This window comes from Cupriavidus sp. BIS7 (genome assembly GCF_000292345.1).
Lineage (GTDB): Bacteria > Pseudomonadota > Gammaproteobacteria > Burkholderiales > Burkholderiaceae > Cupriavidus.
This window is the reverse complement of record NZ_ALOU01000050.1, coordinates 14,348-28,263: the sequence shown is the minus strand read 5'-3', so window position 1 is coordinate 28,263 and position 13,916 is coordinate 14,348. Positions and strand designations below refer to the sequence as shown.

Sequence of the window (13,916 nt, the reverse complement as noted above, 5' to 3'; positions counted from 1 at the left end):
CCTTTGCCAAGACCGCAAATCCCCCCGCGCGCAACGGCACGCCCGCGCGGGGCCTCTGATGTTCAGAACGTTTCCCAGTCGCCATCGGCCACGGCGGCCACAGCGGGCACGGGGGCAGCGGCAGGCATGGCACGGCGGCGGGCGGGCGTGGCCAGCACGGGCTCCTTGCGCTGATTCGTGATCGGCGCGCGGGCCTTGGGTGGCGTGGCCGGCTGCCGCGACAGCACCGGAGCGGCCTCTGTCTTGCGGGCAACAGGCGGGCGTACCGCCGCCGGCACCGCGGGCGCGCGCGACGGGCGGGCGCCACGCTGCGCCGCCACGGTTGCGGCCTTCGGGGTTGCAGGCTTCGGGGGTACGGCTTTCGGAGTTGCGGATTTCGGAGTTGCGGATTTCGGGGCAGCGGCGGCCAACCGGGGCGCCGACGGAGCGGGAAGCTTTCGCACTGGCTGTGCGGGTTGCATCAATCGCGCCGGTTGCTCGAATTGCACCGGCTGCGCCGGCTGCACGTCGAACTGGCGTTGCTGGCCCAGATCGAAGCGCGCAACCTCCGCCACAAGCCCGCTGGCCTGCTGCATCAGGCTATCCGCAGCCGCGCTCGCCTGCTCCACAAGCGCGGCGTTCTGCTGCGTCACCGTCTCCATCTGCGTGATGGCCAGGCTCACCTGCTCGATGCCGGCCGTCTGTTCCTCGCTGGCGGCGGTGATCTCGCCCATGATGTCCGTCACGCGGCGCACGGCGCCGACGATGTCATCCATGGTCTTGCCGGCCACTTCCACCTGCTTTGCGCCTTCCTGCACCTGGCGGACCGAGCCGTTGATCAGCTCGCCGATTTCCTTGGCGGCCGACGACGAGCGTTGTGCCAGGCTGCGCACCTCCGCCGCCACCACGCTGAAGCCGCGGCCCTGCTCGCCGGCGCGCGCCGCTTCCACGGCGGCGTTCAGCGCAAGAATATTGGTCTGGAATGCAATGCCTTCGATGACGCCGATGATCTCTGCCACGCGCGCCGACGACTTCGTGATGCCGTCCATCGTATCCACCACGCTGCGTACCACGCGGCCGCCTTCGGTGGCCACTTCCGATGCATTCGCCGCGAGCTGGTTGGCCTGGCGGGCGTTCTCCGCGTTCTGGCGCACCGTCGATGTCAGCTGCTCCATCGACGCGGCGGTCTGCTCCAGCGATGCAGCCTGCTCCTCGGTACGCTGGGACAGGTCGGAATTGCCGCTGGCGATCTCGCGGGCGGCGGTGTCGATGGACCCGGCCGCGTGCTGAATGCCGCGTACGAGTGTGCCAAGCTGGCCAAAGGCACGCCCCAGTGCGCCAAGCATGCGGCCCATCTCGTCGTGGCTGCGCACCTGGATCTCATGGCCGAGCTGACCCTGCTCCAGCGCTTCGGCCGCATCCAGCGCCTGTTTGGCCGGCCGCGTCACGGAACGCGTCATGCGGATACCGAGCGATGCGGCAATGATCGCCGCCAGTGCCGCGAGACCGATCAGCAGGTTGCGCGTCGTCTCGTACTGCGCGGAAGCCTGCTCCGCCGAGTCGGTGGCCAGCTTCCGGGCCAGTTCGGCGATGGTATCGAGCTTCTCGAAATAGGCAGCCTGCGACGGCGGCAGCGTGGCGGTCAGTCCCGCGCGGGCGCCATCGTATTCCCCAGCCGCCAGTTGCTTCATCACCAGATCGAGCTGACCGTTGTAGGCCGAACGCGCCTGCGTGAGCTGCTCGAACATCGCCTTCCACTCGGGCTTGCCGGACCCCATCAGGATCTTGCCGGTCGGCTCCAGCGTTGCGCTGATCTCGTCGCGAATCCTGGCGATCTTCCCTGCGTTCTGCGTCGCCAGCGCGGGGTCTTCCGTCAGCGCCGAGTCGCGCACCATCAGGCCAATCGCCAGCACCTGCTCCTTGGCATGGTTCAGGCCGATCACCCGCAGCAGCCGTTGCTCCACGCCCCGGTGCATGGCCTCGTTCATGCTGCCCAGCGCCGACACCCCGACAGCGGCGACGGCGGCCAGCAGGAATACAACGAGACTGAATGCCAGGGTCAACCGCGCCCCGATTCCCATTTTTCGCAAGCCCATCACTCTGTACCTTTCTCTTTCGGTCCGTTGTTCGTACGAGCGCCGATCGCCCGGCACCGGGCATCGCACGGCCCCCTAACGGCAGCCGGGCGGCTGGACTTGAGCATGCAAATGAATTGAGGGGAAAAACCACCAGTATTCGGTGGATTGACGGCGCAACGGATGGCTTCTAATCCATCCCGTGCAATCGAAATGTACTGATGACCAGACAAACGGCAGCAGACCGAAAGTCGGCCAGACTGCGTGAGCACAAAAAAAAGCCCACGCGCGGGGTGCTCGTGGGCTTCTCAGGACTGCTTTGAAGGACCGGCTGTACCCGGTCCGACGAGCTAATATAAACCCTGCTTACATGAGGTGTAAATCAGGCTTCTATCAGGGATAACACTGATAGCGGGTGTAAGCGGGATGTATCCAATGGATCACACATCTATCAAAAGTGATCCATGAATCAAATTTCTCCTTAACGCCAGTTGTCGACCGATTCCCGCAAAGCTTTACCCCACGCGGCTTGGCGGGCAAGCATGAATCGGCAGGCAATGGCGCATCACAACCCGCTACACCAGTCCAACGCCTACATCAATTTCTTCAGTAGAGTAATGACTCTAGCCCCAGACAAGCAGCCGCTTCGTCAACGCTTGTAAAACTTTGTTACTCTCCCGCCTGAAGTATTCCCCTTCTCTCCTGGCAGCGCCGATTGAGCGCGGCAGTTGGGCAGCATTATTCACTTTCGTGAAATACCCGCTTGCTGCAATCAGGATGGCCAGCCCTTGCGCCGGCTCCGAGAACGAATGTTTCAAACCGCACCACGATTGGGCCGCGCCAGACGTCACTTTTAGTGCGACGCCGTCTATCGGTTTGCGTGGTGATCGGACCGTTGTCAGCCGCCAGAACCCTTGCGGGCTCTTCCGGAGAAGTTGTGAAGAAGGAAAAAAAGCCCCCCCGACCCGGCAGGAAACTGCAGCATCTGCAATACGCCGCACTCAGCGCAAGCCGCAACGCAGTCATTGTCCATTTATCCAACGGCACGAATTTGACCGGCGTCGTCCTGGCGTCGGACGACTACATGATCCTGCTCGGCCAGACCGCGGAGGATCCGACGCCCACGCTGATATACAAGCGCGCCATCACAGTGGTGACGCCCGCGCACGCGCCCGATATCACCACGGCCTTGCTCGATGCCGAGACATCGCCCGATTTCGTGCGTCTTTATACTCCGCGCACGCGCAAGCGCCGCTGAGCCAGCCGGCCGGTTGCAGGCGCGCCGCTGCTCTCTCCGAGCCTCCATATATAGGGGGCTCGCGCGCATAACCGGGATGACACTGCGCCCGCAACTCCGCGCGCAACTCTGCGCGCAACTCCCGCAAAGATCACTCTAAAGTCTCCCAGTGCCCGGTCGATAACCTTTGCAACGGAGGCACTCTACGCCCTGCAACGCAGGCAGCCGACGTTACGGCAACCGCCGGAATGCCTAACAAATTGCAAATAGGAGTCGCACCATGTCGATGGTCATTAACACCAACTCGTTGTCTCTGATGACTCAGAACAACCTGAACAACTCGCAGTCGTCGCTGAACACGGCGATCCAGCGCCTGTCGTCGGGCCTGCGCATCAACAGCGCAAAGGACGACGCAGCCGGCCTGGCAATTGCGAACCGCATGACGTCGAACATCAACGGCCTGACGCAAGCCCAGCGCAACGCCAACGACGGCATCTCGCTGGCTCAGACGACCGAAGGCGCGCTGACCGAAGTCACGAACAACCTGCAACGTATCCGTGACCTGTCGGTGCAAGCCGCCAACGGCACGAACACCGCTTCGGACCTGAAGTCGATCCAGGACGAAATCACGCAGCGTATGGCTGAAATCGACCGTCTGTCGGCTCAAACCGACTTCAACGGCGTGAAGGTGCTGTCGTCGACGACCAAGCCGGTGAACATCCAGGTTGGCGCCCAAGACGGCCAGACCATCTCGGTGAACCTGCAAGAAATCAGCACGAAGACCCTGGGCCTGACCAGCTTCAACGTGAACGGCCCGCAAGGCGCCCTGCACAGCGCCGCCGCCGCTGACTTCCAGAAGGTCTTCGGTAGCTCCACCACGTTCACCTCGTCGTCGGTTACGGAAGCGACCGCCAATACGCTGTCCACCACTCTGGGCATCGGCTCGGGCAGCGTGGCCATCGGCGGCAACACCATGGTCGACGCCAACGGCAACTGGTTCGCTCAAGTCACGGTTACGCCGGCAAACGCCACCGAAGCCCAGGCGCTCAAGAACGAGGGCATGAGCAACGCCACGTCCGGCGCTCCGATGACCTACTACGTGGCAGTGAGCCCGAACTCGACGACCAGCACGTCTGGCGCAACGGCTTCGTTCAGCCTCGACACGTCCAAGGTGACGGCTACCAACCTGCTGAGCAGCGCTTCGGCCAACCCGCTGGCCACGATCGACAGCGCCCTGTCGACCGTTGACAGCCTGCGCAGCTCGCTGGGTGCTATCCAGAACCGTCTGGCTTCGACGATCTCGAACCTGGGCACGACCGTGACCAACCTGTCGTCGTCGCGCTCGCGCATTCAGGACGCTGACTACGCAACGGAAGTGTCGAACATGACCCGCGCGAACATCCTGCAGCAAGCTGGTACCTCGGTGCTGGCTCAAGCGAACCAGACGTCGCAGGGCGTGCTGTCGCTGCTGAAGTAATACGCACCCCCGCGTAACAGGAAGGCCGGACCCCGTGTCCGGCTTTCTTGTGCACCGGAGTGTTTCCCCAGGATCCAGGTCCTGGGAAAACATTTCGAGATGACTGAGTAACGACGATCATGGCAACCCAAGCGGCTCCATCGTCCGGCGTAGTGTCCGCAGTGACCGGCCTGCCCTTGCAGCAACCCGGCATGCGCGTAGCCGCCACGCCCGCGGACGCTTTCCAAACGCCCGATGCCACCGCATCCGCCACGCCGGCCGCTGCCGATCGTGCGGAGCGCACCCGCATTGACACCGCACTCAAGAAGGTCGCCGAAGCGCTGCGCACCACGTCGGTCAGCGTGCAGTTCGAGATCGACCACGCGACCAACAAGGTCGTGACCAAGATCGTCGACAATGCCAGCGGCGAGGTCATCCGCCAGATTCCCAATGAGGAAGTCATGCGTATCGCAGACGCAATGGCGCAACTCAAGGGCCTGCTCGTCCATCAGACGGCCTGAATCGTACGAACAAGAAGTAGCGCTCTCCCGGAAAGCAAGTCATGACTACGACCTCCAGCACGACCTCTTCGAACACCGGCCTGATCTCCAACCTCGGCGTTGGTTCCGGCCTTGACCTGAGCTCCCTGCTCGACCAGCTCACCCAGTCCGAACAGATCCCGCTCACGGCAATCACGCAACAGCAGCAGAGCTATCAGACCAAGCTGTCCGCGTACGGTCAGTTGCAGAGCATGCTGGGAGCATTCCAGGCATCGGCCAACCAGCTTGCCAACCCGTCCTTCTTTCAGGCAACCACCGCCAACTCAAGCAGCACTTCTGTGCTGAGCGCGACGGGCAGCAATACGGCGGCCACGGGCACCTATGCCGTCAACGTCACGCAACTGGCGCAGGCACAGTCGATCGTCTCGAAGGGGCAGTCCAGCCAGTCCACGGCGCTCGGTACCGGCACGGTCCATATCGATTTCGGTTCGATCACCGGTGGCACGCTTGACACCAACACGTCCAGCGCGACTTACGGCAAATACACAGGCGCCACGTTCACGGCCAACAGCGGCAGCACCGGCGTCGACATCAGCATCGACAGCAGCAACAACACGCTGCAGGGCGTTGCCGACGCGATCAACAAGGCCAATGCCGGCGTAACCGCGAGCATCATCAACGATGGATCGGGCACGCCCTACCGTCTGGTGATCAACTCGAACAACACAGGCGCCACCAACAGCGTGCGCCTGTCGGTCAACGAAACGGACGGCGGTTCGGCACTTTCGAACCTCGTAGCCTACGACCCGGCCGGCACGCAGAACATGCAGCAGACCGTCCAGGCCCAGAACGCCCAGTTGACGGTCAACAACATCGCCATCCAGAGCGGCACCAACACGGTGACCGGTGCAGTGGCCGGCGTGACGATGAACCTGGCGCAGACGGGCACGAGCAACGTGACGGTCCAGCGCGATACAAACTCGATCGTGACCGGTGTGCAGGCCTTCGTCACGGCCTACAACAACCTCCAGAGCACGGCCGCCTCGCTGTCCGCCTATGACCCGAGCACGCAGACGGGGTCGCCGCTGACGGGCGACACTACGCTGCGCGTGATCCAGTCCCAGCTGCGTAACGTGCTTAACACGCCGCAAACCGGCAATGCGTTCACCAACCTGACCCAGGTCGGCATTTCGTTCCAGAACGACGGCACGATGGCGCTGGACACCTCCAAGCTGACCACGGCGCTGAACAACAATACGGGCGCAGTAGCCAGCCTGTTCGGCAATACCGACGGTACAAGTGGTTACGGCAACCAGATCAGCACGCTGGTCAAGAACCTGACCAGCAGCACTGGCGCGCTAACGACTGCAACAGCCGGCATCAACAGTACCCTCAAGGATCTCGGGAACCAGTACACTGCGACCCAGACGCAAATCAACACTACCATCGCGAACTATCGGACGCAGTTCCAGCAGTTGGACGTGCTCATGTCGCAGATGCAGAGCACCAGCACGTACCTGACACAGCAGTTCGACGCCATGAACAGCACCAGCAGCAGCAAGAAGTAAAGCCCGTTACCAGCAGGAGTCATCATGTTCGCCCGCAAGGCTGTCAATGCCTACGCCCAGGTCGGTGTCGAAACCGGAGCCATGAGTGCCAGCCCGCACCAGCTGATCGTCATGCTGTACGACGGTGCGCGCGCGGCCATCGCCCGCGCCAAGTTCCACATGGCGGCAGGCGATATCCCCGCAAAGGGCAAGGCCATCTCGATGTCGATGAGCATCATCGACAACGGCCTGCGCGCCGTGCTCGACCACACGGCAGGCGGCGAAATTTCCGCCGACCTCGAACGGCTCTACGATTTCATGTCGCGCCAGCTCATGCTGGCAAACCTGAACAACGACGTGGCGCTGCTCGATCAGGTGGACACCCTGCTACAGGATTTGTCGAGTGCCTGGGCGCAGATCGCCAACCCGGCGTCCAGCGAAGCGGCTGCGCTGCAGCCGATGGCCGCCAACGGCTGATTTCCATCGGAAACTGCGATGACATACTCCAACATGCCAGCCACACCCTCGATCGTCCAGATCTACGAGGAACTCGTGCTGCTCTCCGAGCAAATGCTCGAAGCCGCCCGTCATGGCAACTGGGACGCGATGACCGAAGTCCAGCGCGTCTACGTGGCGCAGGTCGAAACGCTCCGCCTCAAGGATGGGCAAGCACCCGCGTCGCTGCAGGAGCGCATGCAGCGCCAGGCGCTGCTGGCCAAGCTGCTGGCGCACGATGCCGCGATCCGCGACCTGGTGATGCCTCAGCTTGAACAGCTCGGCACGCTGATCGGCAACGCGCGCCGCCGCCGCGACGTAAACGAGGCCTACGGCGTTTCGGCCTGACAGGCGCCATCATCTTGATGGCGCCTCGCTAAAGTAGTTGCTCGTCGCGCTTCGCCAACGCTCCCTGTCGCGGCCCGTTCCATGTCCATACCCATTCATTCCCAGACCGATGCAGGCCAGCTCGCCCGTAGCGACCTGCTGACGCAAAGGACTGCACTGGCCGTCGACAAACTGGCGGCGCTGATGCCGGTCCAGGACACGGCCGAAACCAGCTCACGCGATACCAGCACCAATCTCGGCAGCACTGGCCGCGTGCCCGGCGCTCGACCAGGCGATGCCTCGGCCGGCAATGGCGCCACCGCCACGCCCGGCTCCACGCGCGAGACGCTGAGTTCCGCCGCGCGCACGATTCTCGATCTGTTTGCGAATGCCGACGGCGAAGCCGCGCCGCTGGCTTCGGCATCACCGCTGGCCACGCGCACGGAAATGCAATCGGCGCCACTGCTGGCCACGAAGCTTGCAACGCTGCTCGATCAGAGCGGCATGTTCTACGAAGCGCATCTCGCCGAATGGGTGAGCGGAGCGCGTACGCTCAAGGACATCGCGCGTGAGCCGCAGGCCCAGCTTGCACGGCCCACGCCGGGCAATCCCGGCGCCACACTCCCGACAGCAGCCGACGAACCACTGCATCAGCTTCTGGCGCTGCCCTACTCTCCACGCGATGCCGCCGACACGGCGCACACCGCGTTGCTGGCGGCTGCCCGCACGGGCCTGTCCGATGCGCCAGACGCGGATGCGGCCCTGACTGGCCGCGCCGGCAACCCCACGCAGGGTGCCGCGCAGACTGGTGGCGGCACCGGCCCAATGGCCAATCGGCAGGCCGATGCTTCGTCGTTCGGTCGCCACCCGCCGGCTACGCGCACGATCACCGTGGGCGACCCGATTCCCGGGCCTGACGGCGCGCGCACACAATCGCTGCATGCGGCGCAGTCCTACGCCGATGTCGCCCATGCCGGCGATCCGCCACGCGCGCCACTGCTGCCATCGCACGCTTCCCCGCCAGACACAGCTGCCGCACCGCAACCACAGGGGCCGGTTGTGCATCCTGCTACCGAAGGCCTGATGCGCCAGCAGCTCGAGCTACTGGCCGCCCAGCAGTTTCGCTGGCAGGGCGAAGCGTGGGCTGGTACGCAGATGTCGTGGGAGGTTTCACCGGAACGCGCCGACGAGGATGGCTCCGGTGCGCAGGCACGCGCACGCAACTGGACCACGCGGATTGTCGTGCAGATGCCCGGCATCGGCGTCGTCGAAGCCAACCTGACTTTGTCCCCCACCACGCTCGATGTGCGCGTCAATGCGCCGCTGGACGACACGGTCTCGCGGCTCAATGCCGCCATCCCCGACCTGCATGGCCGGCTTGCCGCAAGCGGTTTCGTTGTGGGTCAGATCACGGCACGTGCCGACACGGCGCCGCTGGAAGCAGGAGCGTCATCATGAACGACACGTCGCGCGGCGCCGCGGTGGCGCTGTCATACGAAGAAGGCGAAAGGGCTCCGCGCGTGGTGGCCAAGGGCTATGGCGTAACCGCCGATTCGATCGTCGCGCGCGCGCAGGAGGCCGGCGTCTACGTCCACAACTCGCCGGCGCTGGTCAACCTGCTGATGCAGGTGGACATGGATTCCCAGATTCCGCCGCAGCTTTACCTGGCGGTGGCGCAACTGCTGGCGTGGCTGCACCAGATCGAGGACGGCGCCTCCAACCGGGCCTGATCCAGCCGGCGCATCACGCGCGAACTCTGTCCAACCAGAAGCTCGGCAATCTGGGCAGATTCGGCAAACGCATCCAGATAGGCCGTCATGCGCCGAGTATCGATCAGCGCGCACCGGCTATCGGTAGCGGTGTGATGTTCATGAGGTCATCCAACGGACACCCGCGACGGCGGCGGCGGTCATGTACGCGTCGATCTGCCGCCAGGTCATGTTCGCCATGTCACCCTGCGGCGCCTGATACCAGCTTGCCGTGGCGGCTAGCGCCTGTTCGAGTTGCCAGACAGGCCGCCAGCCGAGTTTTCCGCGTGCCCGCGCGCTGTCGAGGTACAACAGGTTCGCCTCGTGCGGACGTGGCGCTGCACTGACATGCCAGTCGAGCGCGGGCCAATGGCTCTGCATTGCGCCCAGCACGCTTTCAACCGTGCGGTTGTCCGCCTCGGAGGGCCCGAAATTCCAGGCGTCGGCGCAATCGGCATCACCCTGCAGCAGCCGCTGCCCAAGCAGCAGATAGCCGGACAGGCAATCGAGCACATGCTGCCACGGGCGTGTAGCACCCGGCGACCGGATTTCGAGCAATTCGCCACGCGACACGGCGCGGACAAGATCGGGGATGAGCCGGTCCTCGGACCAGTCCCCACCCCCGATCACATTGCCTGCACGCGCGGTTGCCAGAAGCGGCGCACCCGTCTGCGCGAAGAAGCTCTGACGGTAGCTGGCCGCTACAAGCTCGGCCCCCGCCTTCGAGGCGCTGTAGGGATCATGGCCGCCTAGCCGGTCCGCTTCGCGATAGCCCCAGGACCACTCCTGGTTCGCGTAGACCTTGTCGGTGGTAACTGCGACCACGGCCCGCACGCCGGGATGCCGGCGGCAGGCGTCCAGCACGTTGGCGGTGCCCATGACGTTGGTCGACCAGCTTTCGAGCGGATCACGATAGGATGCGCGCACCAGCGGTTGCGCAGCCAGATGGAACACGATCTCGGGTTGGCCTTGCACGAATGCGGCATCGACGGCGGCGATATCGCTTACGTCGCCGCGCAAGTCATTGCAGGCCGCCGAGCGGTCAAGGCCGAGCAAGCCCCAGTGATTCGGCGCCGTAGCTGGCGGCAGCGCCAGCCCCGTGACCTGAGCGCCAAGCATATGCAGCCATTGCGCCAGCCAGCTCCCCTTGAAGCCCGTGTGACCGGTCACCAGGACGCGGCATCCACGGTAGATATCGCCAAAGCACTTCACGTCCAAACCTTCCAAGGCGGATTGCCGGAAGTCCAGAGCTGCTCCAGCAGATTCTTGTCGCGCAGCGTATCCATGGGCTGCCAGAAGCCGCGATGCGAAAACGCGTGCAGATCGCCCTGCTGCGCAAGCCGGATCATCGGTTCAGCCTCCCAGGCAGTGCTGTCGCCGTCGATCAGGTCGATCACCGACGGCTCCAGCACGAAATAGCCACCATTGATCCACGCTCCGTCACCGGCCGGCTTCTCCTGGAACTTGCGCACTTCCGACCCGTGCATGTCGAGCGCACCGTAGCGGCCCGGCGGCTGGATCGCCGTCACGGTGGCGGGCTTGCCATGGCTCAGGTGGAAGTCGAGCAGCGCGCGGATATTGACGTCCGAAACACCATCGCCATACGTGAAGCAGAACGGCTCGTTGTCGAGATACTCGCGCACGCGCTTGAGGCGGCCGCCGGTGATCGTGTGCTCGCCGGTATCCACCAGCGTAACGCGCCACGGCTCCACGTGCCGCTGCAGCACTTCCATCTGGTTGTGCTTCATGTCGAAGCGAACGTCCGACATGTGCAGGAAGTAGTTGGCGAAATACTCCTTGATGATGTAGCCCTTGTAGCCGAGGCAGATCACGAAGTCGTTGATGCCGTAGTGCGAGTACGTCTTCATGATGTGCCAGAGGATCGGCTTGCCGCCGATCTCGATCATCGGCTTCGGCCGCAGGTGCGACTCTTCCGAGATACGCGTGCCGAGTCCGCCGGCCAGGATCACTGCCTTCATGCTGCCACCTCTTCGGCTTGCTGCGTGCGCGCGGGCACGCCGGTAATCTCGTGGATAGACGGCACCGGCATTGCCTCGACAAAAGCGAGGTCGAGGCCAAACGACTCCTGCAGGAAGCCAGCCAGCACCGACTTGTCCCGATCGAGTTCGTCCAACCGGGCAAGCAGCAATCGGTACAGCGGTAGCGAGTACTTGCGCAGCACAGCGCTGTCGATCAGCAGCTCCAGCGCGCCGGGCTTGTCGCCCTCCTGGTACAGCAGTTCGGATAGCGCGTAGGCCACCAGCCAGTGCTTGTTCCACTTGGCGGAGATGTTCTCGAGAACATTGGTCAGCCCTTCAGCGTCGTGGTTCACCATGGCTTCAACGGCCGAAGTCAAGATCTGCTCCATCGGAATCCATTGCCCGCTGAAGAAAAAGCCGTCGCCCGCAGGACGGTCCAGCCGGCCCGGCGTCCGGTATGCGGATACCCAGCCCTCCATTTCGCCCTCCAGCCAGCGGCACAGACCCGCGGCATCGAAGAGCGCGCTGTTCTCGAACATTGGCCGGATCGACATGCGCAGTGCGTTCAGTTGCGCCACGTCCGAAGCCAGCGACACAGCGGTCTCGATGTACTGTTCGTTGGTCTCGCAAGCCAGGTCAGATAGCCCCACGGCCTTGAGGTATGACGCAGAAATTCTCTCGTGGCAGGCGCTTCCGGCGATGCTGACGATCGGCACGCCCATCCACAGTGCGTCACAGGCGTTGGTCCCACCGGTCAGCGGTACGGTGTCCAGCACGATATCGATGCGGTGGTAGAGCAAATACTGGTTGGGGCCTTCGCGCGGCACACAGATCACGCGATCCGTATCGATGCCTGCGGCTGCCATGCGCTCCAGCAACGGCAACCGGACGGTATCGTTCTGGAGCCCGGCGCACTCGACCAGGAACCTGGCCTCGGGGCAGCGGGCCAGCACACCTGCCCAGAGCCGGAGCGTCCGCTGGCTGATCTTCGCAAGGTTGACGCAGCAGCCGAACGTAACATAGCCATTCTCCAGCGCCGGCGTCGGCCGCGTCCGGTAGTTAGCGGCATAGGCGATAAGCGGACGCGCCACTAGCGGGGAATACGCCATCATCGAGACCGGTGCTCGTAGCAACTTCTCGGTGTGAAACGCCTCATTGCCGACAGGATCTGTCACGGCATCCGTGAGCCGATAGTCCATGGTGGGCAATCCGGTGGAGGCCGGATAACCGAGCCACGTGACCTGGGTCACGGCCAGACGGTGGGCCATGTAGCCCAGCGGCGTGTTCCGCGTATAGCCACCGAGATCGATCAGCACATCGAGCCGGTCCGCGCGCACCCTATCCACGATCTCGGTGCCGGACTTGCCGGCAAGCTCGACGAAGCTCTCCACGTGATAGCGGATCTTCTGCGTGATGTTGTCCATATGTCCGTTCAGCGAATAGGCGAAGACCTGCACGCGGGTGTGATCGATATTCGCCAGGAACGGAATGATGAAGTACGCACACGCGTGATTGACGAGGTCGTTGGAGATCAGGCCCAGCCGTATCCGGCCGCTATCAGAGGGCTTGATCACCTCCGTGGCGTTGCGCGGCATCAGCAGGGCCGCGCAGGACTCGGCCTCGCGACGCAGGTCCAGCCCTGTTGTGTTCTCGTCGAACAGCATCACGAACAGCAGTATCAGGCGTATCAACGGCTCGTTCGGCGAAATCCGGATCGCCTCTTGCAGCGCACTAACGGCTTCCGTCACGTGGCCCGTTTCCTTCATGGCATTGGCATACGCCGTCAGCGCGGCCGTCTTCCCCGGGGCTAACGCTCGGGCGCGCAGCGCTGCCTCGGTCGCACCCGGGTAGTCCTGCAAGCCGAGGTGGAGAGCCGAGTAGGCGACCCACGCTTGCCACATTGGCGTGTTCTTCGCGATAGCCGGTTCAAGCACTGCCTTTCCCTCGGCATATCGGCCTAGCGCCATCAGGACCTCGCCAGCCAGCGAGCGCAGCTCATCATCGTCCGCAAACCGGTCGATCCCCTGCTCGGCAGCGCGCAATGCCAGGTTCTTGTCACCAAGCCGCAACCAGCTGACCCCACGTAGGAAGTGGGTGCGAGGCGAGTCAAAGCCGTGTTCCTCGGCGCGTGCTGCCAGGCGAATGCAGTCCTTGTACTGTTCTGCCTTGAAGCGCGACTCGGCCTTGGCGAGATATTTGGACGCCTTCTCGGCGTAGTAGCTGTCATGCATGATGGGAGCCCGGCGCCGCGCGGCCTCCCACGCAAAACGCCTTTCCAGTTTGAGTCCGCGCAGATTACTGCTGCCGCTGCTACGCCCATTTGGCGAACTCGCGCCGAAAACCTCGGCAATTCAACCAATCATGAAAACCACCGGCGGGAATGGGTCTCCGGCACCTCGATCATCGGACGCAGCCACATTGGCAACTTCTCTGCGCTGTCCATCGGCACGCAGGTAGTGAACCGCGATACGCCGGGAGATTGCACGGTGTTTGGCGCCGAAGGCGGGGATCTGGCGTTCAAGCCGCGCAGCCATCGCTACGCGGAAGAGATCTTCTGTCTGTGATGTCCCGGA

Annotated in this window: 13 protein-coding genes; 9 read left to right on the top strand and 4 right to left on the bottom strand. The window is 63.7% G+C overall.

The annotated features are described in order from the left end of the window. Positions 1–62: 62 nt before the first annotated feature. On the bottom strand, positions 63–2,060 hold the full coding sequence (locus tag B552_RS0118425; RefSeq protein WP_280949278.1) for a methyl-accepting chemotaxis protein: 1,998 nt from the start codon (positions 2,058–2,060) through the stop codon (positions 63–65). Positions 2,061–2,991: 931 nt separating this feature from the next. Here B552_RS0118425 and B552_RS0118420 point away from each other — a divergent pair. The 8 genes from B552_RS0118420 to B552_RS0118385 all read left to right on the top strand — a co-directional run bounded on the left by B552_RS0118420 (position 2,992) and on the right by B552_RS0118385 (position 9,346). After that, positions 2,992–3,312, top strand: a complete 321-nt coding sequence (locus B552_RS0118420; protein WP_019450526.1) for an RNA chaperone Hfq — start codon at positions 2,992–2,994, stop codon at positions 3,310–3,312. A 259-nt stretch (positions 3,313–3,571) separates the two neighbouring features. After that, positions 3,572–4,768, top strand: coding sequence for a flagellin FliC (locus tag B552_RS0118415; RefSeq protein WP_019450525.1), 1,197 nt, complete (start codon positions 3,572–3,574; stop codon positions 4,766–4,768). A 119-nt stretch (positions 4,769–4,887) separates the two neighbouring features. Continuing rightward, on the top strand, positions 4,888–5,268 hold the full coding sequence (locus tag B552_RS0118410; RefSeq protein ID WP_019450524.1) for a flagellar protein FlaG: 381 nt from the start codon (positions 4,888–4,890) through the stop codon (positions 5,266–5,268). A gap of 41 nt (positions 5,269–5,309) precedes the next feature. After that, positions 5,310–6,815 (top strand): flagellar filament capping protein FliD, encoded by a 1,506-nt coding sequence (fliD, locus tag B552_RS0118405; protein WP_019450523.1) that lies wholly within the window; start codon positions 5,310–5,312, stop codon positions 6,813–6,815. A gap of 24 nt (positions 6,816–6,839) precedes the next feature. Continuing rightward, on the top strand, positions 6,840–7,271 hold the full coding sequence (fliS, locus tag B552_RS0118400) for a flagellar export chaperone FliS (RefSeq protein ID WP_019450522.1): 432 nt from the start codon (positions 6,840–6,842) through the stop codon (positions 7,269–7,271). A gap of 18 nt (positions 7,272–7,289) precedes the next feature. Continuing rightward, positions 7,290–7,637, top strand: a complete 348-nt coding sequence (locus B552_RS0118395) for a flagellar protein FliT (RefSeq protein WP_019450521.1) — start codon at positions 7,290–7,292, stop codon at positions 7,635–7,637. 81 nt (positions 7,638–7,718) lie between these two features. Next, the gene (locus B552_RS0118390) at positions 7,719–9,074 is read left to right on the top strand and encodes a flagellar hook-length control protein FliK (protein WP_019450520.1); all 1,356 of its coding nucleotides are present in this window, start codon (positions 7,719–7,721) and stop codon (positions 9,072–9,074) included. Beyond that, positions 9,071–9,346: an EscU/YscU/HrcU family type III secretion system export apparatus switch protein gene (locus tag B552_RS0118385; RefSeq protein WP_019450519.1), complete on the top strand. Its 276-nt coding sequence runs from the start codon at positions 9,071–9,073 to the stop codon at positions 9,344–9,346. The genes B552_RS0118390 and B552_RS0118385 overlap by 4 nt, the downstream gene beginning before the upstream one ends. A gap of 138 nt (positions 9,347–9,484) precedes the next feature. On the opposite strand, the gene rfbG is transcribed toward B552_RS0118385, so the two are convergent. From rfbG to B552_RS0118370, 3 genes are read right to left on the bottom strand one after another with little or no spacing between them, the layout of a single operon-like run. Then, entirely contained in the window at positions 9,485–10,591 is a 1,107-nt protein-coding gene (gene rfbG / locus B552_RS0118380) for a CDP-glucose 4,6-dehydratase (RefSeq protein WP_026035793.1), read from the bottom strand. Beyond that, entirely contained in the window at positions 10,573–11,343 is a 771-nt protein-coding gene (rfbF, locus tag B552_RS0118375; protein WP_019450517.1) for a glucose-1-phosphate cytidylyltransferase, read from the bottom strand. The genes rfbG and rfbF overlap by 19 nt, the downstream gene beginning before the upstream one ends. Beyond that, positions 11,340–13,574, bottom strand: coding sequence for a tetratricopeptide repeat protein (locus tag B552_RS0118370; RefSeq protein ID WP_019450516.1), 2,235 nt, complete (start codon positions 13,572–13,574; stop codon positions 11,340–11,342). The genes rfbF and B552_RS0118370 overlap by 4 nt, the downstream gene beginning before the upstream one ends. On the opposite strand from B552_RS0118370, the gene B552_RS0118365 reads away from it, so the two are divergent. Then, complete coding sequence (locus B552_RS0118365; protein WP_019450515.1) at positions 13,569–13,907, top strand: hypothetical protein; 339 nt, start codon at positions 13,569–13,571, stop codon at positions 13,905–13,907. The genes B552_RS0118370 and B552_RS0118365 overlap by 6 nt on opposite strands. Positions 13,908–13,916 lie beyond the last annotated feature (9 nt).

Bases quoted from the DNA above. Each gene is read 5' to 3' on its own strand.
- B552_RS0118390 (WP_019450520.1), top strand. From the start codon at position 7,719: ATGTCCATACCCATTCATTCCCAGACCGATGCAGGCCAGCTCGCCCGT.
- fliS (WP_019450522.1), top strand. From the start codon at position 6,840: ATGTTCGCCCGCAAGGCTGTCAATGCCTACGCCCAGGTCGGTGTCGAA.
- B552_RS0118385 (WP_019450519.1), top strand. From the start codon at position 9,071: ATGAACGACACGTCGCGCGGCGCCGCGGTGGCGCTGTCATACGAAGAA.
- B552_RS0118425 (WP_280949278.1), bottom strand. From the start codon at position 2,060: ATGGGAATCGGGGCGCGGTTGACCCTGGCATTCAGTCTCGTTGTATTC.
- rfbF (WP_019450517.1), bottom strand. From the start codon at position 11,343: ATGAAGGCAGTGATCCTGGCCGGCGGACTCGGCACGCGTATCTCGGAA.
- B552_RS0118410 (WP_019450524.1), top strand. From the start codon at position 4,888: ATGGCAACCCAAGCGGCTCCATCGTCCGGCGTAGTGTCCGCAGTGACC.
- B552_RS0118395 (WP_019450521.1), top strand. From the start codon at position 7,290: ATGACATACTCCAACATGCCAGCCACACCCTCGATCGTCCAGATCTAC.
- B552_RS0118370 (WP_019450516.1), bottom strand. From the start codon at position 13,574: ATGCATGACAGCTACTACGCCGAGAAGGCGTCCAAATATCTCGCCAAG.
- fliD (WP_019450523.1), top strand. From the start codon at position 5,310: ATGACTACGACCTCCAGCACGACCTCTTCGAACACCGGCCTGATCTCC.
- B552_RS0118415 (WP_019450525.1), top strand. From the start codon at position 3,572: ATGTCGATGGTCATTAACACCAACTCGTTGTCTCTGATGACTCAGAAC.
- B552_RS0118365 (WP_019450515.1), top strand. From the start codon at position 13,569: ATGCATGATGGGAGCCCGGCGCCGCGCGGCCTCCCACGCAAAACGCCT.